At 71.9% G+C, this 21,524-nt stretch carries 18 protein-coding genes; 11 read left to right on the top strand and 7 right to left on the bottom strand.

What is annotated here, in order from left to right; translation table 11 throughout:
- The 3 genes from I2501_RS25740 to I2501_RS25730 all read left to right on the top strand — a co-directional run.
- On the top strand, positions 1 to 516 hold a 516-nt coding region (locus I2501_RS25740), incomplete at its 5' end, for an electron transfer flavoprotein subunit beta/FixA family protein (RefSeq protein WP_196196571.1).
- A gap of 58 nt (positions 517 to 574) precedes the next feature.
- Complete coding sequence (locus tag I2501_RS25735; protein ID WP_196196570.1) at positions 575 to 1,543, top strand: electron transfer flavoprotein subunit alpha/FixB family protein; 969 nt, start codon at positions 575 to 577, stop codon at positions 1,541 to 1,543.
- Between the two features lie 139 nt (positions 1,544 to 1,682).
- On the top strand, positions 1,683 to 3,101 hold the full coding sequence (locus I2501_RS25730) for an SDR family NAD(P)-dependent oxidoreductase (RefSeq protein WP_328806623.1): 1,419 nt from the start codon (positions 1,683 to 1,685) through the stop codon (positions 3,099 to 3,101).
- 3 nt (positions 3,102 to 3,104) lie between these two features.
- On the opposite strand, the gene I2501_RS25725 is transcribed toward I2501_RS25730, so the two are convergent.
- Positions 3,105 to 5,126 carry an oxidoreductase gene (locus I2501_RS25725; RefSeq protein ID WP_196196569.1) on the bottom strand — a complete coding sequence of 674 codons (2,022 nt, stop codon included), beginning with the start codon at positions 5,124 to 5,126 and terminating at the stop codon, positions 3,105 to 3,107.
- 185 nt (positions 5,127 to 5,311) lie between these two features.
- On the opposite strand from I2501_RS25725, the gene I2501_RS25720 reads away from it, so the two are divergent.
- On the top strand, positions 5,312 to 5,683 hold the full coding sequence (locus I2501_RS25720) for a cyclophilin-like fold protein (RefSeq protein WP_196196568.1): 372 nt from the start codon (positions 5,312 to 5,314) through the stop codon (positions 5,681 to 5,683).
- Between the two features lie 34 nt (positions 5,684 to 5,717).
- On the opposite strand, the gene I2501_RS25715 is transcribed toward I2501_RS25720, so the two are convergent.
- A complete protein-coding gene (locus tag I2501_RS25715) occupies positions 5,718 to 6,965 on the bottom strand; it encodes a methyltransferase (RefSeq protein ID WP_196196567.1) in 1,248 nt (415 codons plus the stop codon).
- Positions 6,966 to 7,109: 144 nt separating this feature from the next.
- Here I2501_RS25715 and I2501_RS25710 point away from each other — a divergent pair, with 144 nt between their 5' ends.
- From I2501_RS25710 to I2501_RS25700, 3 genes are all read left to right on the top strand, one after another.
- Positions 7,110 to 8,054: a phosphatase PAP2 family protein gene (locus tag I2501_RS25710; protein WP_196196566.1), complete on the top strand. Its 945-nt coding sequence runs from the start codon at positions 7,110 to 7,112 to the stop codon at positions 8,052 to 8,054.
- Positions 8,055 to 8,180: 126 nt separating this feature from the next.
- Positions 8,181 to 9,800 carry an MDR family MFS transporter gene (locus I2501_RS25705; protein WP_196196565.1) on the top strand — a complete coding sequence of 540 codons (1,620 nt, stop codon included), beginning with the start codon at positions 8,181 to 8,183 and terminating at the stop codon, positions 9,798 to 9,800.
- Between the two features lie 15 nt (positions 9,801 to 9,815).
- Positions 9,816 to 10,667: an MBL fold metallo-hydrolase gene (locus I2501_RS25700; RefSeq protein WP_196196564.1), complete on the top strand. Its 852-nt coding sequence runs from the start codon at positions 9,816 to 9,818 to the stop codon at positions 10,665 to 10,667.
- 32 nt (positions 10,668 to 10,699) lie between these two features.
- Here I2501_RS25700 and I2501_RS25695 read toward each other — a convergent pair whose 3' ends face one another.
- The 4 genes from I2501_RS25695 to I2501_RS25680 form a co-directional block, all read right to left on the bottom strand.
- Entirely contained in the window at positions 10,700 to 11,047 is a 348-nt protein-coding gene (locus I2501_RS25695) for a hypothetical protein (protein WP_196196563.1), read from the bottom strand.
- Positions 11,047 to 11,661: a DUF6232 family protein gene (locus I2501_RS25690; RefSeq protein ID WP_328806619.1), complete on the bottom strand. Its 615-nt coding sequence runs from the start codon at positions 11,659 to 11,661 to the stop codon at positions 11,047 to 11,049. The genes I2501_RS25695 and I2501_RS25690 overlap by 1 nt, the downstream gene beginning before the upstream one ends.
- A 229-nt stretch (positions 11,662 to 11,890) precedes the next feature.
- Positions 11,891 to 12,898, bottom strand: coding sequence for an NADPH:quinone reductase (locus I2501_RS25685; RefSeq protein WP_196196562.1), 1,008 nt, complete (start codon positions 12,896 to 12,898; stop codon positions 11,891 to 11,893).
- Between the two features lie 42 nt (positions 12,899 to 12,940).
- On the bottom strand, positions 12,941 to 13,837 hold the full coding sequence (locus tag I2501_RS25680; protein ID WP_328806618.1) for a S41 family peptidase: 897 nt from the start codon (positions 13,835 to 13,837) through the stop codon (positions 12,941 to 12,943).
- A gap of 229 nt (positions 13,838 to 14,066) precedes the next feature.
- Here I2501_RS25680 and I2501_RS25675 point away from each other — a divergent pair, with 229 nt between their 5' ends.
- The 4 genes from I2501_RS25675 to I2501_RS25660 all read left to right on the top strand — a co-directional run bounded on the left by I2501_RS25675 (position 14,067) and on the right by I2501_RS25660 (position 18,350).
- Positions 14,067 to 14,645: a hypothetical protein gene (locus tag I2501_RS25675; protein ID WP_196196560.1), complete on the top strand. Its 579-nt coding sequence runs from the start codon at positions 14,067 to 14,069 to the stop codon at positions 14,643 to 14,645.
- A 25-nt stretch (positions 14,646 to 14,670) separates the two neighbouring features.
- Positions 14,671 to 15,300 (top strand): class F sortase, encoded by a 630-nt coding sequence (locus tag I2501_RS25670; RefSeq protein WP_196196559.1) that lies wholly within the window; start codon positions 14,671 to 14,673, stop codon positions 15,298 to 15,300.
- A gap of 134 nt (positions 15,301 to 15,434) precedes the next feature.
- Positions 15,435 to 17,108, top strand: coding sequence for an MFS transporter (locus tag I2501_RS25665; RefSeq protein WP_196196558.1), 1,674 nt, complete (start codon positions 15,435 to 15,437; stop codon positions 17,106 to 17,108).
- A 366-nt stretch (positions 17,109 to 17,474) separates the two neighbouring features.
- Positions 17,475 to 18,350 carry a phosphatase PAP2 family protein gene (locus tag I2501_RS25660; protein ID WP_196196557.1) on the top strand — a complete coding sequence of 292 codons (876 nt, stop codon included), beginning with the start codon at positions 17,475 to 17,477 and terminating at the stop codon, positions 18,348 to 18,350.
- Between the two features lie 19 nt (positions 18,351 to 18,369).
- Here I2501_RS25660 and I2501_RS25655 read toward each other — a convergent pair whose 3' ends face one another.
- On the bottom strand, positions 18,370 to 21,453 hold the full coding sequence (locus I2501_RS25655) for a bifunctional [glutamine synthetase] adenylyltransferase/[glutamine synthetase]-adenylyl-L-tyrosine phosphorylase (RefSeq protein ID WP_328806617.1): 3,084 nt from the start codon (positions 21,451 to 21,453) through the stop codon (positions 18,370 to 18,372).
- Positions 21,454 to 21,524 lie beyond the last annotated feature (71 nt).

Raw genomic sequence — 21,524 nt, 5'->3', positions numbered from 1 at the left:
GATGTGCACGGGTCGGATGTGATGGCGACCTCGCTGGTGCTGGCGAAGGCCGTGGAGAAGACCGGGTTCGACCTGGTCGTGTGTGGCATGGCGTCGACCGACGGGACGATGGCGGTGCTGCCGGCGCTGCTGGCGGAGCGTCTTGGTGTGCCGCAGGTGACGCTGCTGTCCGAGGTGGCCGTCAGCGGTGGCACGGTGTCGGGTCGTCGTGACGGTGACACGGCCACGGAGCTGGTCGAGGCGTCCCTCCCGGCCGTGGTCAGCGTGACGGACCAGTCGGGTGAGGCCCGGTACCCGTCGTTCAAGGGCATCATGGCCGCGAAGAAGAAGCCGGTCGAGGAGCTGGACCTGGACGACCTCGGCGTCGACGCCGAGCAGGTCGGCCTCGCCGGCGCCTGGACCGCCGTCGACTCGGCCGCAGCCCGCCCGGCCCGCACCGCGGGCACCATCGTCAAGGACGAGGGCGACGGCGGCACCCAGCTGGCCGCCTTCCTCGCGGAAGCGAAGTTCATCTAGTGGCAGCCTTGCCGCGCAGAAGTTCATCTAGGACCTGAGGACCAGAGGGAGTTTGACCATGGCTGAGATTCTGGTCCTGGTGGACCATGTGGACGGTGCGGTGCGTAAGCCCGCGTTGGAGCTGCTGACCCTGGCCCGTCGGATCGGCACGCCGGTCGCGGTGGCACTGGGCGCGGGCGACGCCGCCGCCGCGGTGGCCGCGAAGGCGGGCGAGTACGGCGCGGAGCGCGTCATCACCGCCGACGCGAGCGAGTTCGCCGACTACCTGGTCGTGCCGAAGGTCGACGCGCTCGCGCAGATCGCCGGATCCGTCAACCCGGCGGCGGTGCTGGTCACCTCCTCGGGCGAGGGCAAGGAGATCGCCGCGCGCCTGGCGCTGCGCCTGGGCTCCGGCGTCATCACCGACGCCGTCGACCTCACCGCCGGCGAGCAGGGCCCGATCGCGACCCAGTCCGCGTTCGCCGCCTCCTTCACCGTCCAGTCCCGTGTCTCGCACGGCACCCCGGTGATCACCGTCAAGCCCAACGCGACCGCCCCCGAGGCCGCCGCGGCCGCCGGCACGGTCGAGACCGTCACCGTGGCGTTCACCCCCGCCGCGACCGGTACCAAGGTCACCTCCCGTACCCCGCGCGTCTCCTCCGGTCGCCCGGAGCTGACCGAGGCCGCGATCGTGGTCTCCGGCGGACGCGGCGTCGGCGCGGCCGAGGGCTTCGGCGTCGTCGAGGCGCTGGCCGACTCCCTCGGCGCGGCCGTGGGCGCCTCCCGCGCCGCGGTCGACGCGGGCTGGTACCCGCACTCCAACCAGGTCGGCCAGACCGGCAAGCAGGTCTCCCCGCAGCTGTACATCGCCAACGGCATCTCCGGCGCCATCCAGCACCGCGCGGGCATGCAGACCTCCAAGACCATCGTCGCGGTCAACAAGGACCCCGAGGCCCCGATCTTCGAACTCGCCGACTACGGCGTCGTCGGCGACCTCTTCCAGGTCCTGCCCCAGCTCACCGACGAGATCAAGACCCGCAAGGGCTGATCACCCGCGCTCCCCCGAGCTGAAAACCCTTCGAAGCGCACGTCAGGCCGACACTAGGCTGACGTGCGCTTCGGACGTTTCGGCACAGCGGCGTCCGGCACCAGGAGTGTTTCCGTACACAGGAGTTGGGGGTAGGGCGGTGCAGGACATACAGCCGGTCGGGATCTCGGACGCGGAATTCGCCACCTTTGAGCGGCTGGTGGGTCGTCTCCGCGCACTGCCCTCGGGCGACGCCCGCCGGATGCGCGCGGAGGAGCTCGCCGCGCTGTTCGTGCGGCAGGGCCGGAACGGGCGGCGAAAACAACTGCGGGCGGAGCGGCGGATCGCCGACGCCCGACTTGCCGCCGCGACCGTGACCGGCGCCCTGGACCGGGTCGAGGACGCGCCCCTGACGCTGCCACAGAAACTGGGCCCCGTCGGTGAGTTGGAGAAGCCGCAGCGCTGCTATGTCTGCAAGTCGCACTACCGACAGGTCGACGGCTTCTATCACCAGCTCTGCCCTGCCTGCTCCGCCGACAACGCGACCCGGCGTGGGCTGACCACGGACCTGCGCGGGCGGCGGGCGCTGCTGACCGGCGGGCGGGTGAAGATCGGGTTCCAGCTGGCGCTGATGCTGCTCCGGGACGGGGCAGAGCTCGTCGTGACCAGCCGGTTCCCGCACGACACGGTGCGACGGTTCCAGGCCGAGCCCGGCAGCGACGCCTGGCTGGACCGGCTGACCGTGGTCGGGATTGACCTGCGCGACCCAAGGCAAGTGCTGGCGCTCTGCGAGGAGTTGCGCGACGAGGGACGTCCGCTCGACATCCTGGTCAACAACGCCGCGCAGACGCTGCGTCGTCCCCCGGAGTCCTACGCCCGGTTGGCGGCCGGGGAGTTGACGCCGCTGCCCGCCGCGCTGGGGGATCTCGTTCGGCACGCACCGGGCTTCCGGCCGATGCCCGTGCTCGCCCCGGCGTGGCCCACGGCGGAGTTGGAGTCGGGTGGCCGTCCGGGAGGACTGCGTCCCGTACCGCTGCCGCTGCCGCTGCACGAGCCGCAACAGACCGACGAGTCAGGGCTGTTGCCGGATCTCGCTGCGGAGAACTCGTGGTCGGCGCGGCTCGGTGGGCTGGACGCGGCCGAGGTGCTGGAGACCCAGCTGGTCAACTCCGTCGCCCCCGCGCTGCTCTGTGACCGGCTGCTGCCGCTGCTGCTCGCCTCGCCGCGGCCCGCGCGCTACGTCGTCAACGTCACGGCCGTCGAGGGCCGGTTCGCGGTGCTCAACAAGACGGCGTGCCATCCGCACACCAACATGGCCAAGGCCGCGCTGAACATGCTGACCCGCACCAGCGCCGAGGAGTTGGCGGGGCAGGGTGTGCACATGTGCGCGGTGGACACCGGGTGGATCACCGACGAGAACCCGGCTCCCAAGAAGGCCCACGAGGCCGCGCGCGGCTTCCGCCCGCCGCTGGACGTCGTGGACGGGGCGGCCCGCGTCTACGACCCGATCGTGCGGGGCGAGGCCGGCCACCCGGTGTCCGGGGTGTTCCTCAAGGACTACCGGGTGGCCGACTGGTGAGTTCTACAGCTCCGCGGCCAGGCGGGTGCCCTGGTCGATGGCGCGCTTGGCGTCGAGTTCGGCTGCGACGTCGGCGCCGCCGATCAGGTGGGCCTTGACGCCGCGGTCGGCCAGCTGCTGGTGCAGGTCGCGGCGGGGCTCCTGGCCGGTGCACAGGACGACGGTGTCGACCTCCAGCAGGCGGTCCTCACCGTCGACCGTGAGGTGCAGGCCGGCGTCGTCGATGCGGCGGTAGGTGGCGCCTGCCACGGAGACCACGCCGCGGTGCTTGAGCTCGGCGCGGTGGATCCAGCCGGTGGTCTTGCCGAGGCCCTGGCCGACCTTGCTTGTCTTGCGCTGGAGCAGGTGCACCTGACGGCCACTCGGCGTGCGGACGGGGGCGGTCAGGCCGCCCGGCGTGGTGTGCTCGGTGTCGACGCCCCACTGGGCGAAGAAGACCTCGGGGCGGAGGCTGGCCTGCTCGCCCGGGTCGGTGAGGTACTCGGCAACGTCGAAGCCGATCCCGCCCGCGCCGAGGATCGCGACGCGCTCGCCGACCTGCGCGTCGCCGCGCAGCACGTCCGCGTAGCCGACCACGCTGGGGTGGTCCACGCCGTCGATCTCCGGGACGCGCGGGGTCACCCCGGTCGCCACCACGATCTCGTCGAAACCGCCCTCGGCCAGCGCGTCCGCGTCGACCAGCGCACCGAGGCGCAACTCCACGCCGTGGGCGTCGAGTTGGTGGCGGTAGTAGCGCAGCGTCTCGTTGAACTCCTCCTTGCCCGGGACCTGGCGGGCGAGGTTGAGCTGACCGCCGACCGTGTCGGCAGCGTCGAAGAGGGTGACCGCGTGGCCGCGCTCGGCGGCCGAGACGGCGCAGGCGAGCCCGGCCGGACCGGCGCCGACGACGGCCACGCGCTTCTTCAGCCGGGTCGGCGCGAGCACCAGCTCGGTCTCGTGGCAGGCACGCGGGTTGACCAGGCAGGACGCGATCTGCAGCGAGAAGGTGTGGTCCAGGCAGGCCTGGTTGCAGCCGATGCAGGTGTTGACCGCGTCGGGCGTTCCGGCGGCGGCCTTGGCGACGAAGTCGGGGTCGGCCAGCAGCGGACGGGCGAGCGAGACCAGGTCGGCGGTGCCGGAGGCGAGCAACTCCTCGGCCAGCTCGGGGGTGTTGATGCGGTTGCAGGTGACCAGGGGCACGGCGACCTGGCCCATCAGCTTCTTGGTGACCCAGCCGAAGGCACCGCGCGGGACCGAGGTGGCGATGGTCGGGATACGGGCCTCGTGCCAGCCGATGCCGGTGTTGATGATCGTCGCTCCGGCCGCCTCGACCGCCTTGCCGAGCTGGACCACCTCGTCGAAGGTCGAGCCGCCGGGGACCAGGTCCAGCATGGAGAGCCGGTAGATCAGGATGAAGTCCGACCCGACCCGCTCCCGCACGCGCCGCACGATCTCGACCGGGAAGCGCATCCGGTTCTCGTAGCTGCCGCCCCAGCGGTCGGTGCGCCGGTTGGTGGGCGCGGCGATGAACTCGTTGACCAGGTAGCCCTCGGAGCCCATGATCTCGACGCCGTCGTAGCCCGCCTGCTGGGCCAGCTCGGCGCAGCGGACGAAGTCCTCGACGGTCTGCTCGACCTCGGCGTCGGTCAGCTCGTGCGGGACGAAGGGGCTGATCGGCGCCTGCAGCGCGCTGGGCGCGACCAGGTCCTGGTGGTAGGCGTAGCGGCCGAAGTGCAGGATCTGCAGCGCGATCTTCCCGCCCGCGGCGTGGACGGCGTCGGTGATGACGCGGTGCTGCTCGGCCTCGGCCTCGGTGGTGAGCTTGGCCCCGCCCTCGAAGGGGCGGCCGACCTCGTTGGGCGCGATGCCGCCGGTGACGATCAGGCCGACGCCGCCGCGCACGCGGGTGGCGTAGAACTCGGCCATCCGCTCGAAGCCGTTCGGGGCCTCCTCCAGGCCGACGTGCAGCGAGCCCATGATGACCCGGTTCGGGAGGGTGGTGAAGCCCAGGTCGAGCGGGCGGAGCAGGTTCGGGTAGGCGGTCATGCGCGGAGTCTCCTCGCGGCGGGGCACGGCGGGATACGGGTATCCAAGGATGCAGGGAATCGGGACCACGGTAGGGCCGCAGGGGGACGTTATGCAACAAGGTGCAAAAGATGTGACCCGTCACTCCCCTTCCACCCCTCGGGCACTCGTTGACAAATTGTTGAAGGATTGGCTTGTCTGCCGTCATGAAGATTCGCATCCTGTGGCCGGCGGGCTCCGTCACCGCCACCCTGCGCGAGACGCCGACCAGCAAGGCGCTGCTCGCTGCCCTCCCATTCCAGGCGAACGCCCACACCTGGGGCCAGGAGGTCTACTTCCGCACTCCCGTCAGCCCGGAGCTGGAGAGCGACGCCCAACAGGTCGTCGAGCCGGGCACGGTGGCGTTCTGGACCGACGGCGACAGCCTGGCGCTCCCCTTCGGTCCGACGCCGATCTCGCGCGGCGACGAGTGCCGCCTGGCCGGCCCGTGCAATCTGCTGGGCACGATCGACGGCGACCCGTCGGTACTGGGCTCGGTCCGCGAGGGCGCGGCGATCCGTGTGGAGGCGGTGGACTGACAGTCCGTCAACCAACAGTGATCCTGACGAACCGTCAGCCGTTCTTGACGGCCCGCAGGATCACGAACTTCCGATTGCCGGCCACGGTCTGGCAGTTGCCGAAGATCCGGCGCAGCCGGACGTGGTAGCCGAGGTGACGGTTGCCGACGACCCACAGCTCACCGCCGGTCCGCAGCGCACGGCGTGCGCCCGCGAACATGCGGTGGGCGGTGGCGTCGGTCGCGGCCTGGTAGCTGTGGAACGGCGGGTTGTTGAGGACCAGGTCGACCGAGCCGGGCGCAAGGTCGGCCGCGCCGTCGCCCGCCAGGAACGTCGCCCTGCGCGCGGTGGCCTCGGGGACGTTGGCCAGGAAGGTCTCCTCGGCCGAGGCGACGGCGCCGAACGACTCGTCGACGAAGGTGAGTTCGGCGTCCGGATTGGCCAACGCGGCGGCCAGGCCCAGGATCCCGTTGCCGCAGCCCAGATCGACGACGCTGCTCGCGCCCTGCGTCGTCGGCAGGTGCTCCAGGAAGAACCGGGTGCCGATGTCGAGGCGCTCGGCGGAGAAGATCCCCGCATGGTTGGTCACCGTGCGCCCGGCGAGCAGGCCGGTCTCGGGCGGGAGCGGGTAGCGGCGCGGCCAGGGGTTCGCCGCGCCGCCCGCGCGCGCGGCCAGCACCTCCGCGTCCGGGGTGCAGAAGATCAGCCGGGCTTTGCGCTTGGCCAGTGAGGTGCGGGTCGGGCCGAGGATCCGCTCGAAGAGCTGGAGCGTCGAGGTGTGGATCTCGGTGACCATCCCCGTGCCGACCACGACCGTCCCCGGGTGGACGGCGGGCGCCAGCCGCAGCAGCTGGTCCTCCAGCAGGGCAAGGCTCTTGGGGATGCGGACCAGCAGCAGGTCCACCCGCTCGGGCGGGGTGTCGCGACTGGAGAGCAGGCGGACCGCGTCGACGGCGAGCCCGTTGCGGGCCAGGTTGGCCTCGGTCGCACGCTGGGCGAGGTAGGAGTCGGTGATCTGCACCGGACGTACCAAAGGGCCGGCGGCCAGCGCGGTGGCCAGCGCGCCCCAGCGGTCGCCCAGCACCACGGGCGCGGACGGGACCCTCACTCCCGCGTCGGCCAGGTGACGCAGCAGGTACTCGTCGGCGGCGTCCCAGGCGCGGAGCCGGTCGCGGGGGTCCTCCGGGAACCGGCGCAGCTCCAGCTCCGCCCCGTCGGGCAGGGCCAGGTGGGTCGTGTCGGCGGTCGTGCTGACGGGGGTACGGGGGCCGACGGGCGCGCTCGGGTCACTGGGGGTGCTCATGGTGGTGCCAGTCTGCCCGATCCCGCCCGCGGTCAGCACTTTTCGCCCGCGCACCGCAGATCGCCGAGCCGGTTGCGTACCCAGTTAACGTACGGCGTACGGTAGGGCTGACCACAATGTGAAACACAGGGGGGACCTGGGCGAATGACAGGAACCACGGTCGGGGACCACCCTGACCCCAGCGACACGGACAGTCCGGTGCGGGACAGCACGATGCGGGACCGCTCGGACGCGGGGCCCGCGCACTCCCCCGGCCCAGGCCGCTTCGCGCGGCTCCGTCGCTGGAATCCGCGCCAGTGGGGCCTGGAGCTGGTGCTGCTCGTCTACGCCGCGTACGACGGCAGCCGCCTGCTGGTGCACGGCAAGGAGACCGAGGCACGGGCGCACGGCGAGCTGCTGCTGCGCGCCGAGCGCCACCTGCACGCGGAACCCGAGCACGCGCTCAACCACCTCTTCGCGCACCACGCCTGGCTCGGGGTCCCGGCCGACTTCGTCTACGCGAGCCTGCACTACGTGGTCACGCCGCTGGTGCTGATCTGGCTCTACCGCAGCCGCCGGGCCCACTACGCCTTCGCCCGCACCTGGCTCTGCCTGGCCACCGCGCTGGGGCTGGTCGGCTACGTCCTCTTCCCCACCGCCCCGCCGCGCCTGCTGGCCGACCCGGACGGGTTCCTCGACATCATGGCGCAGCACTCGTCGATCGGTTGGTGGGGCGGCAGCGGCAGCGCGCCCAAGGGCCTGGCCGACATGACCAACGACTTCGCGGCGATGCCCAGCCTGCACTTCGGCTGGGCGCTCTGGTGCGGGCTGCTGGTCTTCAAGCACGCGCGCCGCCGCTGGGTGCGGATCGTGGGCCTGCTCTACCCGCTGCTGATAGCCGTCGTGGTGATGGGCACCGCCAACCACTACCTGCTGGACTGCGTCGCGGGCGGCGCGGTGGTCCTGGTCGGCTGGGCGCTGACCGGACCGCTGACGCGCCTCGCACACCGGCTCCGCCGCCGAGGCGGCCGAGGCCGGGCTGCCGTGCCCGCCGTGCCGGACTACCCGGAGGCCGCACGCGTGGTGGCGCAGCGCACGCCCGTGGAGTGATGCGGTGCACGCGGTGCACGCGGTGCACGGGGTGACCAGCCTGCGACCACTCCCACCGCAGCCAAGTCATCCCATGAGAGGCTGACCCTGCGGGGGTGCGCACGGGCTGGGGAGGGGTGGTCGATCATGACCGGAAGCAGCGGAGGCAGCGGCACCGAAGGGGAAGCCCGACAGGACCATCCGGACCGCCAGGACCGTCAGCAAGCGCATGTCCTGGGCGAAGGAGCCGCACCCCCCGCCCCACCCGGCGACGGTCGGCGCAAGCTGGTCGTCGCCGCACTGATGCTGTCCATGGCGCTGGTCGCGCTCGACTCCGCCTGCGTCTCCACCGCCGTCCCGCAGATCGTCGGCGAGCTGGGCGGGTTCAGCTACTTCTCCTGGATGTTCTCCGGCTACCTGCTGGCGGTCACGGTCACGCTGCCGGTCTACGGCAAGCTGGCCGACGCCCGTGGGCGCAAGCCGGTGCTGCTGATCGGCTCGTCGATCTTCCTGCTCGGCTCGCTGCTCTGCGCGGGCGCGTGGAGCATGACGGCGCTGATCGTGTTCCGCCTGGTCCAGGGGCTCGGCGGCGGCGCGATCCAGGGGACCGTGCAGACGCTGGCGGCCGACCTCTACCCGTTGGAGAAGCGGCCCCGGATCCAGGCCGCGATGTCCACGGTCTGGGCCGTCTCCGCGGTCCTCGGCCCGGCGCTCGGCGGTGTCCTGGCCAGCTACGCCAACTGGCGCTGGATCTTCCTGATCAACCTTCCGGTCGGTCTGCTCGCGCTGGCGCTGCTGAAGCGGAACCTGCGCGAGCCGCAGGCCGCGGCGGTGGTCGGCCGGTCGCGGATCGACTGGCCGGGCGCGGTGGGGCTCTTCCTGACGACCGGTCTGCTGCTCTTCGCGCTCGTTCAGGGCGGCGTCGCCTGGCCCTGGCTGTCGGCGCCCAGCGTCGGCCTCTTCGCCGCCTCGCTGCTGGCGGGCGTGGCGACCTACGGGATCGAACGGCGGGCCGAGGACCCGATCATCCCGGGCTGGATCTGGCGACGCCGGGTCATCGTCGGCGTCAATCTGGCCCTCGGCTGTCTCGGTCTGCTGATGATCGCCCCGATGGTCTTCCTTCCCACCTACGCGCAGTCGGTGCTGGGGCTCGCCCCGGTCGCGGCGGGCTTCGTGCTGTCGGTGTGGACGGTCAGCTGGCCGATCTCGGCCGCCCTCTCGAACCGGATCTACCGGCGGATCGGCTTCCGCAACACCGCGCTGATCGGCGCGGTCGTCGGGACCGCGCTGCTGGCCGTCTTCCCGCTGCTCCCCTACCGGGGCCCGGCGTGGCAGCCGGCGCTGCTGATGCTGCTCCTGGGCGCGGGCCTCGGGCTGTTCCAACTGCCGCTGATCATCGGCGTGCAGAGCAGTGTGCCGTGGCACGAGCGGGGCACGGCGACGGCGTCCATCCTGTTCTGCCGTCAGGTCGGGCAGAGCGTCGGCGGCGTGCTGTTCGCCGTGATCGCCAACGCGACGCTGACCGACCGGCTGCGCTCCGCCCCGGCCGCGCTGCACGGCAGCCTGCCGCAGGGCCTGGACCAGATCGCGGGCGCGCTGCTGCACCCCACCAGCACGCTCACCCCCTCCGGCGCGGACTACCTGCGCCACGCCCTCGCCTCGGCCGTCGACGACGTGTACGTCGGCGCGGCCGTCGCCGCCGCTCTGGCGGTGCTGGTGCTCGCTACAGTGACGCCGAAGCGCTTCCCTCTCGCCGAGGGCAGCTGAGAGGCAGGGAGAAGCATGGCGGCCAGCGGCTGGATCGAGGTCGGCGACCGGGTCTACCAGCGCCGTTACGACCCGTGCGACGTGACGGTCTCCGTCGTCGTCGGCACGGACGGTCTGCTGGTCGCCGACACCCGGTGCAGCCTCGTCGAGGCGCGTGAACTGCGGGAGCACCTGCGCGCGTTGTCGGCCGCGCCGGTGCGGTGGGTGGTCAACACCCACATCCACTGGGACCATGTCTGGGGCAACGCGGAGTTCGTCGCCCCGCGCCAGGTGCCGCCGGCCCAGGTCTGGGGCAGCACGCAGACGGTCGCCGCGATGCGCGCCGAGGCCGACGATCAGGAGGCCGCGGCCTTCAAGGAGCGGATGGCTGGGCGCAGTCCGGAGTGGGCGGCGAAGATGGCCGAGTTGGAGGAGTACGTCCCCGACCACGAGGTCCACGGCGGCCACGAGCTCGACCTGGGCGACGGCCGCACGGTGTCGCTGCGCCACGTCGGCCGCGGCCACACCGACGGCGACCTGCTCCTCCACGTCCCGGACGCGGGCGTGCTGCTGACGGGCGACCTGGTCGAGGAGTCCGGGCCGCCGGCCTACGGCTCCGACTCCTTCCCGCTCGACTGGGCCGCCACCCTGGACGCGGCGATGGCCCTCGCCGGACCGGACGCCCGGTACGTCCCCGGCCACGGCGCAACGGTCGACGCGGCCTTCGTCCGCGCGCAGGCGGACGCGATCCGCGCGGTCGCGGAGCAGTGCCGGGCGCTGCACGCGGCGGGCGTCAGGGTGGACGAGGCGCTCCGGGCGGGCGAGTGGCCGTTCCCGCCCGAGGCGCTGGGCAGCGCGATCCCGCGCGCCTACGGGCAGTTGGGCTGACGTCAGCTCCTGACGCAGACGTACGCAGACGGCTACGGGTGCGGGTTGACCAGGTCCAGGATCTTGTTCACCAGCTCGACCACCGGAGCGCCCAGCACCCCGACGGTCTGGGCGATAGCGCGAATGCTGCGCAACGCCCGGCTGCGGCGGTCGGGTTGACCGTCGCCGGTCGCCTCGGCGAGGTGGGCGTCCAGGTCCTCAGCAACCTCCGGCGCCACGGCCGCGTCGCTGCGCAGGACGGCGACCAGCCCGCGCAGCTGCGCCAACTGCGCGGCGAGCTCGGGGACCTGGGCGGTGCCGTACTGGTTCTTGACCATCCCGATGTTGTTGCTGCCGCCCTCGATCCGGACGACGTCACCGAAGTAGCTGTCTCCGCTCATCACTTCATCATCCCCGTGTTGCCGCCACCGCCGTACATGTTGACGACGTCGCCGTAGTAGTAGTTGGTCGGGCTGCTGATCTGGAGCCGGTTCACCTGGTAGATGACCTCCCGGCCCGGGTTCTCGATCGCACCGACCAGCGCGTCGACCAGCTGGTCCAGCTCCCGCCGTTCCGGGAGTGTCACCATCGCGGTCGACGGACCCGAGGTCTCGATCGCCAGCGCGGGGTGCGGCTTCTCGGTGAGCACCTGCACCAACTGGACGGCCCAGGCGATGATGGCGACGACTCCCATGATCCACAGGAAGACCATCCAACCGCTGAGTGACGACTGCCCCGTCCCGTCGCCCGTGGAGTTGGGGTCGGCGGATGTGGCGAGGGAGTCGATGATGGTCAGCGTGATCAGGGCCGCCAGCGTGATGCCCACACGCCGGAAGAACCGGAGCGCCGCCATCCAGTAGCGGGGTCGCAGCTCAAAGGTGAACACCCGCGCGATATTCCGGATCGGGTAGGCCGCATGCCCGACCCAGAGCACGTGCTTGGTGACCCGCAGATCCAGGTCTCCCCTGGTCGACGCAGGTGGCCCCGCAGGCGGGGCTGTCGCGGTGCGCCGCACCGGCGGCTGCTGCGGCGGTGGCGGTTGCTCCGGAGGTATCGATGGCTGCTCAGGCACTCGTGGTTGTTCCGTCGGCGGCGGTGGATACTCCGCGCTCACCCGTACATGCCCCCGTTCCCCTGGCTACCCAGGACTGACTTCCGGTCGTTCGATCACCGACAGAGTCTAGTTACTGTCGACAACCGGCAGCCAGGGGAATGACGTTGACATGACGTCAGCTCGGTCTCGATCAGATGTCGATCAGCACCTTGCCGACGGCCCCGCCCTGGACCGCGTCGTGCGCCTCCGCCGTCTGCGCCAGCGGGAACCGGTGCCAGGGAAGACCGGCCTCCGCGCCACCACGGAGCGATCCCGCCGCGACCGCGTCCTGGATCGCGGCGACCGCCGCGACCTTCGCGGCGTCGGGGATCGTGTAGACGAGCACGCCCAGCCAGCGCAGGTTGCGGAACATCGACGGGCGGACCGGCAGGGTGACCTCCGCTCCGCTGCCATCGGCGTAGAAGGCGACGGTGCCGTTGTCGGCCAGCACGGCCAGATCGAGGTCCACGTTGGCGGTGACGGCGACCTCGACGACGATGTCGACGCCGTCGGGCGCCAGCTCGCGGATCACCGCCGCCGCGTCCTGCGCGCGGTAGTCGACGACGTGGTGCGCGCCCGCGGCCTGCGCCAGCTTGGCCTTCTCGGGGCTGCTGACCGTGGTGAGCACCGTCGCGCCCGCCCAACGGGCCAGCTGGATCGCGGCGTTGCCCACCGCGCCCGCGCCGCCAGCGACCAGGACGGTCCTCCCGGCCAACGCGCCGGGGGCCAGTCGCGCGGGCGCGTCCTCGGCGAGGGTGAGGGCGCGGTGCGCGGTCATGGCGGGGATGCCGAGGCTTGCGCCGAGGTCGAAGGAGGCGTGCTCGGGCAGCGCGACGGCCTGGCGCTCGGGAAGGACGACGTACTCCTGTGCCGTGCCGTCGGCACGCTGCCAGGCCGACTCCCAGATCCAGACCCGCTCGCCGACGCGGGCCGGGTCCACGCCGGGACCGGCCGCGTCGACGACGCCCGCGCCGTCCTGGTTGGGGACCTGCGCGCCACTCTGCCCATGAGCGCCCGAGCGGGACTTCCAGTCGGTCGGGTTGACGCCGGAGACCACGACCCGGACCCGGACCTCGCCGGGGCCGGGCTCCGGGACCGGACGGTCCACCAGGGAGAGGACCTCGGAACCACCGCTGCGCTCGTACACGATTGCCTTCATGTCCGGCGCAACTGATCGCCCGCGGTCGATGTTCCCGCCGGCTCAGCGATTCTCGGCCAACCGGAGCAGCGCCTCGCGGTGGGCACGCTCCAGCGCCTGCGCCGCCGGGACCTCGATGTCCGGGGTGACGCCGGTGGCCTCCCAGTCGGTGCCGCTGGTGGGGTTGATCGAGCGGCCGACCGGGATGGTGGCCTCCAGGTGCGGGTGGACCGTCCAGCCGTTGCGCGGGTGCGCGCCGCCCTTGGTCCGCTCGCCGACCACGACGGCGCGGCCGAGCTGCTGCAGGTCGTAGGTCAGTTCCTCGGCGCCGGAGAAGGTGGTGGCGCTGGTCAGCACGTAGACCGGCTTCTGCTGCCCGAGCTTGCGGCCGGGGACGTGGGGCAGCGTCCAGGACTGCTCCTCCGAGTCGCCCTCGCGCCAGTACTGGGTGTTGATGTGGGTCGGCTGGTCGAAGAAGTAGCTGCACAGGTACTGGACCGTGTACGGGTCGCCGCCCTCGTTGCGGCGCAGGTCGACGACGAGGGCGCGCGCCTGGGCGGCCAGGGTCATGGCCGCGGTCAGCGAGTCCGCCGAGAGGTCCAGCGGGAAGATGATCGGCGCGAGCTCCAGCACCGCGACGCCGCCCTCCAGCAGCTCGAAGCGCGGGACGCCGCCGCAGGACTCGGCGGAGCGGCGCTCCATCATCTGCCGCGCCGCGGCGTCCTGCCCCTCGGGCACCTCGTCTGCGTGGAAGGCCAGCCGCAGGTGCTTGTCGTCGTTGACGGACTGCAGGTCCTCGGTGACCAGCGCGCCGAGCCGCTCGACATCCCCGGTCGCGCCGGCCTCCGTGTAGCGCCCGGCGGCGAGCGCGGCGCGCAGCTGAGCGGCGATCTTGTCGCCCTGCTCGGGGAAGACGTAGTGGGCGGCCACCAGGTCGGCGGTCCGCTCGACAATGCCCACATGATCAAGCGTTCGATCAGACGAAATCATGATCGGCAGTAAACCGGTCCCAAGCCCTGCGGAACAGGGTTTCCCCAGCTCGACGACTGCATCGTTCGGATTAATTGTCTGACCGGAACGCTACAAGAAGCGTACGGACGGTGACATATCGCCCCAGACAGTCGCGGTGTGTCCCCCCGTGCCCCGGGCCCGACGCCCGAGGTCCGCACCCGACGACCGGAGGTGCCGGATGCGCCGCATACCGCCCCGACCCACCCGCCGTCGCGCCGCCGCACTCGCTGCGGCCACCGCGGCAGCCACCGCGTTCGCCCTCGCCCCGGCCGTCGCCCTCGCGCCGACCGCCTCGGCCAGCGGCGTCAACGGCGCGGACATCACGCTCAGCCCGGACACCGTCGACCCGGGCGACACGGTCGGCCTGATCGTCAACTGCAGCTCGTCGTACTTCGGCACGCCGAACCCGACCATGGTCTCCTCGCTGGCCTTCGTCACGGCGGTCAAGCTGCACCCGATGCCGGGCCAGGCGGGCTTCTTCTCCGGCGCGGCCACGGTCAGCCACGACGTCCGGCCGGGTGACTACAACGTCTCCGGCGCCTGCCAGGTGACCAACACCTCCCTCTCGGGGTTCAACGCGACGTTGACCGTCCGGAGCCACGAGCACGACCACGACCACCCGCACGGCCCGGTGCACACCGGCGTCGGCGGCAGCTTCGACCCGGGCAACGGCACGCAGGTCGCCTTCGGCCTCGGCATCGCCGGGCTCGGCGGCGGCGCGCTGTACTGGGGCCGTCGGCGCGGCGGGCAGAACTGACACACCGACGGGTGAGGGGTAGCGGATGGGCCCTGCGAGGCGGCGGTTCGTCGCACGCGCGGTGCTGGTGCTCGGGCTGGTGATCGCCGGGCGCGGCGTCGGGTCCGCCCCGCCGCAGCCGGACGCGAGCGCGGCCTCCTCCGACAACGGCGTCTACTGGTACAGCGACGAGGACCGTCCCGCCCCGCCGCTGCCCACCTCGAAGCCGCTGCGCGTGAGGATCCCCTCGATCGGCGTGGACGCGCCCCTCACCGCGCTCTCCCTGGACAGCGGCGGCCGGTTGCAGCCGCCGCCGGAGAGCCGGAAGAACCTGGCCGGCTGGTTCGCCGACGGGACCGCTCCCGGCAGCGCCGGACCGGCCATCATCGCCGGGCACGTGGACAACGCCCACGGCCCGGCGGTCTTCTACGGCCTGGGATCGCTCCAGCGCGGCGACACGGTCGACGTGGTCCGCGCCGACCACCGCACGGCGGTCTTCCTGGTCGACGACGTCTCGGTCTTCCCCAAGAACGCCTTCCCCGACCAGCGCGTCTACGGGCCGACGTCACTGGCCGCGCTGCGGCTGATCACCTGCGGCGGCGGATACCGCGCCGGGCAGGGCTACCTGGGCAACGTGGTGGTCTTCGCCCATCTGGTGAAGCGTCAACCCTCCTGAATTCACGCGCAGTTGATCGACGTCTCCTGCTCGTCCACTGCTTCGTCCACGTTCGGGCGTGCAGACGTCTAGGCCGTACCGACTGGTCGGTACTACCCTCCTGGCACACTCCGGCTGCCACCCCGGGAGGGCCCATGGCCACTGCCACCGCTCCTGCCCCACTCGTGCTCCGCCGCCTGTGGCGACGCGAACTCGCCCACTACCCCGACTCCGCCCGGCGTTACGCCTACCTCGGCATCGTGGTGCTGACGACCGTCGTCCTCTACTACGCGCTCTACATCCAGTACGCCGTCGCGACCTCGATCATCACCCACTACCAGATGAGCTACCGCTACTTCGTCTGGATCAGCGTCGTCGGCAACGCCGTCGGCGCCTTCGCGTCCCTGGTCGCCGGACTGGCCGACCGCTGGGGGCGGGCCAACCTCGTCGTCTACGGCCTGCTGGCCACCGGGCTGCTGGTGCTCTTCGGACTGCCCAACGCACCGAACCAGGGAACCTACCTGGTGCTCTTCGCGCTGGTCGGCTTCGTCGAGGGCGTGGTGCTGGTGGCCACGCCCGCGCTGATCCGGGACTTCTCACCGCAGTTGGGGCGGGCGACGGCCATGGGGTACTGGACCATGGGCCCCGTACTCGGCAGCCTGGTGGTCACCGAGGTCACCTCGCACACCCTCGGCACCGGCGCGGGCAGCGCCACCTGGCAGGACGAGCTGCACTACGCGGGCATCGCGACGCTGCTGGTCTTCCTGGTCTCACTGTTCGGCCTGCGCGAGCTCGCGCCCAGGCTGCGCGACCAGCTGATGGTCAGTCTGCGCGACCGCGCGCTGGTCGAGGCCAGGGCCAAGGGCCTCGACCCGGATGCGGCGCTGCGCGGCCACTGGCGGCAGATGCTGAAGCTGGACGTGGTCGGCTCGGCCTTCGCCATAAGCGTCTTCCTGCTGCTCTACTTCGCCGCCGTCGGCAACTTCGTCGTCTACTTCGCCACCAACTTCGGCTACAGCGAGCAGCGGGTCAACGCGCTGGCCAACTGGTACTGGATCAGCAACGCGGTCGCCCTGGTGATCGCGGGGCTGGCCTCGGACCGGCTGCGCGTCCGCAAGCCGTTCATGGTGCTCGGCGGGGTCGGCAGCATCGTCGCCACCGTGCTGTTCACCCTGCGCGCCACCCAACCCACCACCAGCTACTACACGTTCGCCTGGCTCTTCGTCGCGATCGGCGTGCTGGGCGGACTGACCTACGCGCCGTGGATGGCGAGCTTCACCGAGACTGTCGAGCGCCGCAATCCGGCGGCCACCGCGACGGGCCTGGCGGTGTGGGGCTGGATCATCCGCGTGGTCGTCGCGGTCTCCGCGGCGTTCCTGCCGGTGGTGGTCACCTCGGTGACGCCGCTGGTCGAGCACGGCTCGGAGGTGGCGGCGGCCCAGGCGCGGGCGGCGAAGGCCCTGGCCGTCGTGGACGCGCACCCGCAACTCTTCGCCGAGCTGGCCCGCTACCAGCCGAACGCGATACCGCCGACGCTGCTCGGTGAGGCCGTCCAGCAGGTCGGGCTGCCGGGCCTGCAGACCGTCCAGGCCGAGCAGGCGGACCTGGCGCTGCTGCAAAAGTACGGGCCGCAGGTGGCCGCGGCGGCGAAGGACAACCCGCACAACTGGCAGGTGTGGTGGTGGGTCTGCGTGGGCGGCCAGGTGCTCTTCCTGCCGTGCGTGCTGCTGATGGCCGGACGCTGGAGCCCCCGCCGGGCACGCGAGGACGCCGAGGCGCACCAGCAGGCCGTGGACGCCGAGCTGGAGGCGCTGACCGGCGGCGTGTGATCGAACACGCCGTCACCGAACGCAACCAAGAGGGCCCGGAGCGCATCGCTCCGGGCCCTGCGCTTTGCGGTGAAAATTCAACGAAATCGCACTCCGAGCGACCACTCGATCGAAAAACGAAACCACTCCCGTCGTTCAATTCCCCCATTCGGAGCAATGCGATCGGGCGAGCCGATCACATGAGCACAATCACCCGTACATCGCGAGCTCGACATGAGTGCATCGTGATCGACTCTTTCGAGTCGGTCACCTCCGGCGCACCGCTCCCACCAGGCACTTGCTGCAGGTATTTGGTCCACTAGGACTTGAGGGGTATTTCGTTCGAAGAATCCCCGACCAGAGGGTGATCAGGAGATCCCAGGCCGCATGGCAGACTACTCACCCATGGGGAAAGCAACGGAAGTCAGCGCTCTCACCAGCAGCCCTCTGGGCCACTGGGCGGGATCGGTGCGCGGCCACTTCCGTTCGCCGGGGCGTCCCCGATTGTGGATCGAGCTGCTGCTGATTGCCGCGAGCTACTGGATCTATTCGATGGTCCGCAATGCGGTGCCCGAGATGGAGACCCGCGCCCAGCAGAATGCCCACGACATCTGGTCGCTCGAACAGGTGCTTCACATTGACGTGGAGCGATCGATCAACCACGGCTTGGATTCGATCGGCTGGTTGATCACCGGTCTCGACTACGACTACGCCACCCTGCACTTCATCGTGACCATCGCGGTTCTGGTGTGGTTGTTCCGCGCCCATTCCGGGCGCTACGCCGCCGCCCGGCTGTCACTCTTCGTGACTACGGGCATGGCTCTTGTGGGGTACTACTTCTTCCCCCTCGCGCCGCCCCGGCTGATGACCCACGGCGGCTTCATCGACACCGTCGCCACGCACCACACCTGGGGCTCCATGGCCTCCGGCGACATGGCCCACGTGTCGAACCAGTTCGCCGCCATGCCGTCCATGCACATCGGCTGGTCGCTGTGGTGCGGCATCACCATCTGGTTCCTGGCGAAACGCCGCTGGGTCCGGGTGCTCGGGGTGATCTATCCGGTCACCACGCTGGTGGTCATCGTGGGGACGGCCAACCACTTCTTCATGGACGCGATCGCCGGCGCGGTCTGCACCGGCATCGGACTGACCAGCTCCCGGCTCGTCTACCGGCGCTGGCCCTACAGCTTCCCCAAGGCGGCGCCGGTGCCGGCGCGGGTCCCCGAACCGGCCGCCAAGGAGCCGGTCGGCGCGTCCCACTGAGCAGAGCGGGCTGCGGCGCTCAGCCCTTCTCGCCGTAGACCCGGTTCACCATCACCTCGCGGGCGAGCCGAGCGGTGCGGCGGTAGTCGTCCACCATCTCGCCCGCGTGGCCCTCGCCGTAGCCGAGGTAGCGCGCGACACCCGCCAGCTCACGCGGCTCCGCAGGGAAGCTGTCGCCCGAACGGCCACGCACCAGCATCACCGCGTTGCGCACCCGGGTGGCCTGCACCCAGGCGGCGCTGAGCGCCTCCGCCTCGTCGGCGTCGAGCAGGTCGGCGTCCAGCGCGGCGGCCAGCGCCCGCAGGGTCCGGGTGGTGCGCAGGCCTGGGACCTCGGCGGCGTGCTGCAGCTGGAGCAGCTGGACCGTCCACTCCACGTCCGCCAGCCCGCCCCGGCCCAGCTTGGTGTGGGTCGTCGGGTCCGCGCCGCGCGGCAGCCGTTCGCGCTCCACCCGCGCCTTGATCCGACGGATCTCCAGCAGCTCGGCCTCGTCCAGCCCGGCCTCCGGGTAGCGCAGCGGGTCGATCAGCGCGGTGAACTCCTCGCCCAGCGCCTTGTCACCCGCGACCGGCTTGGCCCGCAGCAACGCCTGGCTCTCCCAGGTGCGCGACCAGCGGCGGTAGTACGCCGCGTAGGAGGCGATCGACCGCACCAGCGGGCCCTGGCGACCCTCCGGGCGCAGGTCGGCGTCGATCAGCAGCGGCGGCTCGGTCGAGGGCACCTGGAGCAGGCGGCGCAGCTCCTCGAAGACCTGGCGGGCGGCGTTGCTCGCCGCCGTCTCGTCCGCGCTGGGCAGGGGGTCGTGGACGAACATGACGTCCGCGTCGCTGCCGTAGCCGAGCTCGTGGCCGCCGAAACGGCCCATGGCGACGACCGCCAGCCGGGTCGGCAGCGGTTCGCCGCTCGCGGCCTCGGCGGCAGCGACGCAGGCGGCCAGGGCGCCGCTGAGGGTGGCCCGGTTGAGGCCGGTCAGCGCGAGCCCGGCGGCCTCGACGGAGTCGGCCGGGGTGTCGCCGAGCCGGCCGAGCACGTCGGCCGCGGCGGTGCGGAACAGCTCGCGGCGGCGCACCGACCGGGCCGCCGCGACGGCCGCGGCCGCGCCCTGGGCGCGCCCGACGGCGGAGGCCACCTCGCGGTCCAGCACCTGCGGCGAGCGCGGGTCCAGGCCGTCGCTGTCGCCCAGCAGGGCGACCGCCTCCGGGGCGCGCAGCAGCAGGTCCGGGGCGAGGCGACCGGAGGAGAGGATCCGGGCCAGGTTCTCGGCCGCCGCGCCCTCGTCGCGCAGCAGCCGCAGGTACCAGGGCGTGGAGCCGAGGCTGTCGGAGACCTTGCGGAAGCCGAGCAGCCCCGCGTCCGGGTCGGCGGAGTCGGCGAACCAGCCGAGCATCACCGGCAGCAGGGTCCGCTGCAGCGCCGCGCGACGGCTGACGCCGGTGGCCAGCGCCTGCAGGTGGCGGAAGGCGTCGGCGGGCGCGGTGTAGCCGAGGGCGGCGAGGCGTGCCTGGGCGGCCGAGGCGGAGAGCGCGTTGCCGCCCTCCAGCCGACCGGTCAGCCCGGCCTCCTCCAGGTCCAGCTCGGCCACGGCGTCCAGCAGCGGGCGGTAGAAGAGCTTCTCGTGCAGGCGGCGCACCTCGCGGCTGTGGCGCTTCCACTCGGTCAGCAGCGCGGAGACAGGGTCGGCGCGCAGTCCCAGCGAGCGGCCCAGTCGGCGCAGTTCCTCCTCGCCGGTCGGGACGAGGTGGGTGCGGCGCAGGTGGAACAGCTGGATCCGGTGTTCCAGCGTGCGCAGGAAGCGGTAGGCGCTGTCCAGCGCGGCGGCGTCGGCGCGGCCGACATACCCGCCGACGGAGAGGTCGGCCAGCGCGGTCAGCGTGGTGGCGCTGCGCAGCGACTCGTCCGTCCGACCGTGCACCAGCTGCAGCAGCTGCACCGAGAACTCGACGTCGCGCAGCCCGCCGGGCCCCAGCTTCAGCTCGCGGTCGACCTCGGCGGCCGGGATCGCCTCGACGACGCGGCGGCGCATCTGCTGCACGTCCTGGACGAAGTTCTCCCGCTCGGACGCCTGCCACACCATCGGCATGACGGCGTCCACGTACGCGCGGCCCAGCTCCGCGTCGCCCGCGACCGGGCGGGCCTTGAGCAGCGCCTGGAACTCCCACGTCTTGGCCCAGCGCTGGTAGTAGGCGAGGTGGCTGGCGAGGGTCCGCACCAGCGGGCCGTTCTTGCCCTCGGGGCGCAGGTTGGCGTCGACCTGCCAGATGGTGCCCTCGCGGGTGGTGTCCGAGCAGAGCTGCATCATCCGGGCGGCGAGCCGGGTGGCCGCCTTGATCGGATCGCCCTCCCCCGCCGGGGGGTCCTCCCCTTCGGGCGTGTCCTCGCGCGGCTCGGCGACGAAGACCACGTCGACGTCGGAGACGTAGTTGAGTTCGCGGCCACCGCACTTGCCCATCGCGATCACCGCCAGCCGACAGGTGCGGGCGGCGGCCGGGTCCTCCTCGCCGGCGATGTCGAGGGCGGCCTGGAGGGTCGCCCCGGCCAGGTCGGCGAGCTCGGCGGCGGTCTGGCCCAGGTCGGCGGTGCCGGTCAGGTCCCTGGCGGCGACGGTCAGCAGCAGGCGGCGGTAGCCGGAGCGCAGCGCGTCCACGCGGGGCGTGTCCGCGTACTCCTCCCAGATGTGCCGGTAGAGGCGGCGGACGAACTCCTCCGGACCGGGGTGGATGTCGTGCAGCTCGAAGGTGACCAGCTCGTGCCAGTCGTGCGGGTGCCGGCGCAGGTGCTCACCGAGGGCGGCGCTGGCGCCGAGCACGCCGAGGAGCCGGTCACGCAGCGGCTTGGCGGTGGTGACGGTGTCGAGCAGGGCGTGCCGCTCGGCGTCGGTCGGGCAGGCCGCGACCAGTTCGGCGAAGCCCTGCAACGCCTGGTCCGGGTCGGCGGTGGCAGCGAGCGCGTCCAGCAGCACGCTGTCCGAGGCGTGCGCGGCCAGCGCCGGCTCAGCGAGCCGCTGGGCCGCCGTCTCGGGGTCGGTGAACCCGCGCCGGATCAGCCATCCCAGCGGGTTGCTCCGCCGCGCCCCGCCGTGCGCACCGCCGTGCACCGTCTCCACGCTTCTCGCCTCCGGCCGACCGCCTTCGCGGACCTCGCTGTCGATCCTCCCCGACCCTACGGGGTTCGAAC

Origin of the sequence: Streptacidiphilus fuscans (assembly GCF_015690355.1) — a bacterium.
GTDB lineage: Bacteria > Actinomycetota > Actinomycetes > Streptomycetales > Streptomycetaceae > Streptacidiphilus > Streptacidiphilus fuscans.
Note: the sequence above shows the minus strand (reverse complement) of the source record. Positions and strands in the feature narration are given on the sequence as shown.

What these genes read in the sequence shown, in the direction of transcription:
- I2501_RS25675 (WP_196196560.1), top strand. Translation starts at nt 14,067, where the DNA reads ATGCGCCGCATACCGCCCCGACCCACCCGCCGTCGCGCCGCCGCACTC.
- I2501_RS25705 (WP_196196565.1), top strand. Translation starts at nt 8,181, where the DNA reads ATGACCGGAAGCAGCGGAGGCAGCGGCACCGAAGGGGAAGCCCGACAG.
- I2501_RS25710 (WP_196196566.1), top strand. Translation starts at nt 7,110, where the DNA reads ATGACAGGAACCACGGTCGGGGACCACCCTGACCCCAGCGACACGGAC.
- I2501_RS25725 (WP_196196569.1), bottom strand. Translation starts at nt 5,126, where the DNA reads ATGACCGCCTACCCGAACCTGCTCCGCCCGCTCGACCTGGGCTTCACC.
- I2501_RS25735 (WP_196196570.1), top strand. Translation starts at nt 575, where the DNA reads ATGGCTGAGATTCTGGTCCTGGTGGACCATGTGGACGGTGCGGTGCGT.
- I2501_RS25665 (WP_196196558.1), top strand. Translation starts at nt 15,435, where the DNA reads ATGGCCACTGCCACCGCTCCTGCCCCACTCGTGCTCCGCCGCCTGTGG.
- I2501_RS25660 (WP_196196557.1), top strand. Translation starts at nt 17,475, where the DNA reads ATGGCAGACTACTCACCCATGGGGAAAGCAACGGAAGTCAGCGCTCTC.
- I2501_RS25685 (WP_196196562.1), bottom strand. Translation starts at nt 12,898, where the DNA reads ATGAAGGCAATCGTGTACGAGCGCAGCGGTGGTTCCGAGGTCCTCTCC.
- I2501_RS25720 (WP_196196568.1), top strand. Translation starts at nt 5,312, where the DNA reads ATGAAGATTCGCATCCTGTGGCCGGCGGGCTCCGTCACCGCCACCCTG.
- I2501_RS25715 (WP_196196567.1), bottom strand. Translation starts at nt 6,965, where the DNA reads ATGAGCACCCCCAGTGACCCGAGCGCGCCCGTCGGCCCCCGTACCCCC.
- I2501_RS25695 (WP_196196563.1), bottom strand. Translation starts at nt 11,047, where the DNA reads ATGAGCGGAGACAGCTACTTCGGTGACGTCGTCCGGATCGAGGGCGGC.
- I2501_RS25700 (WP_196196564.1), top strand. Translation starts at nt 9,816, where the DNA reads ATGGCGGCCAGCGGCTGGATCGAGGTCGGCGACCGGGTCTACCAGCGC.
- I2501_RS25670 (WP_196196559.1), top strand. Translation starts at nt 14,671, where the DNA reads ATGGGCCCTGCGAGGCGGCGGTTCGTCGCACGCGCGGTGCTGGTGCTC.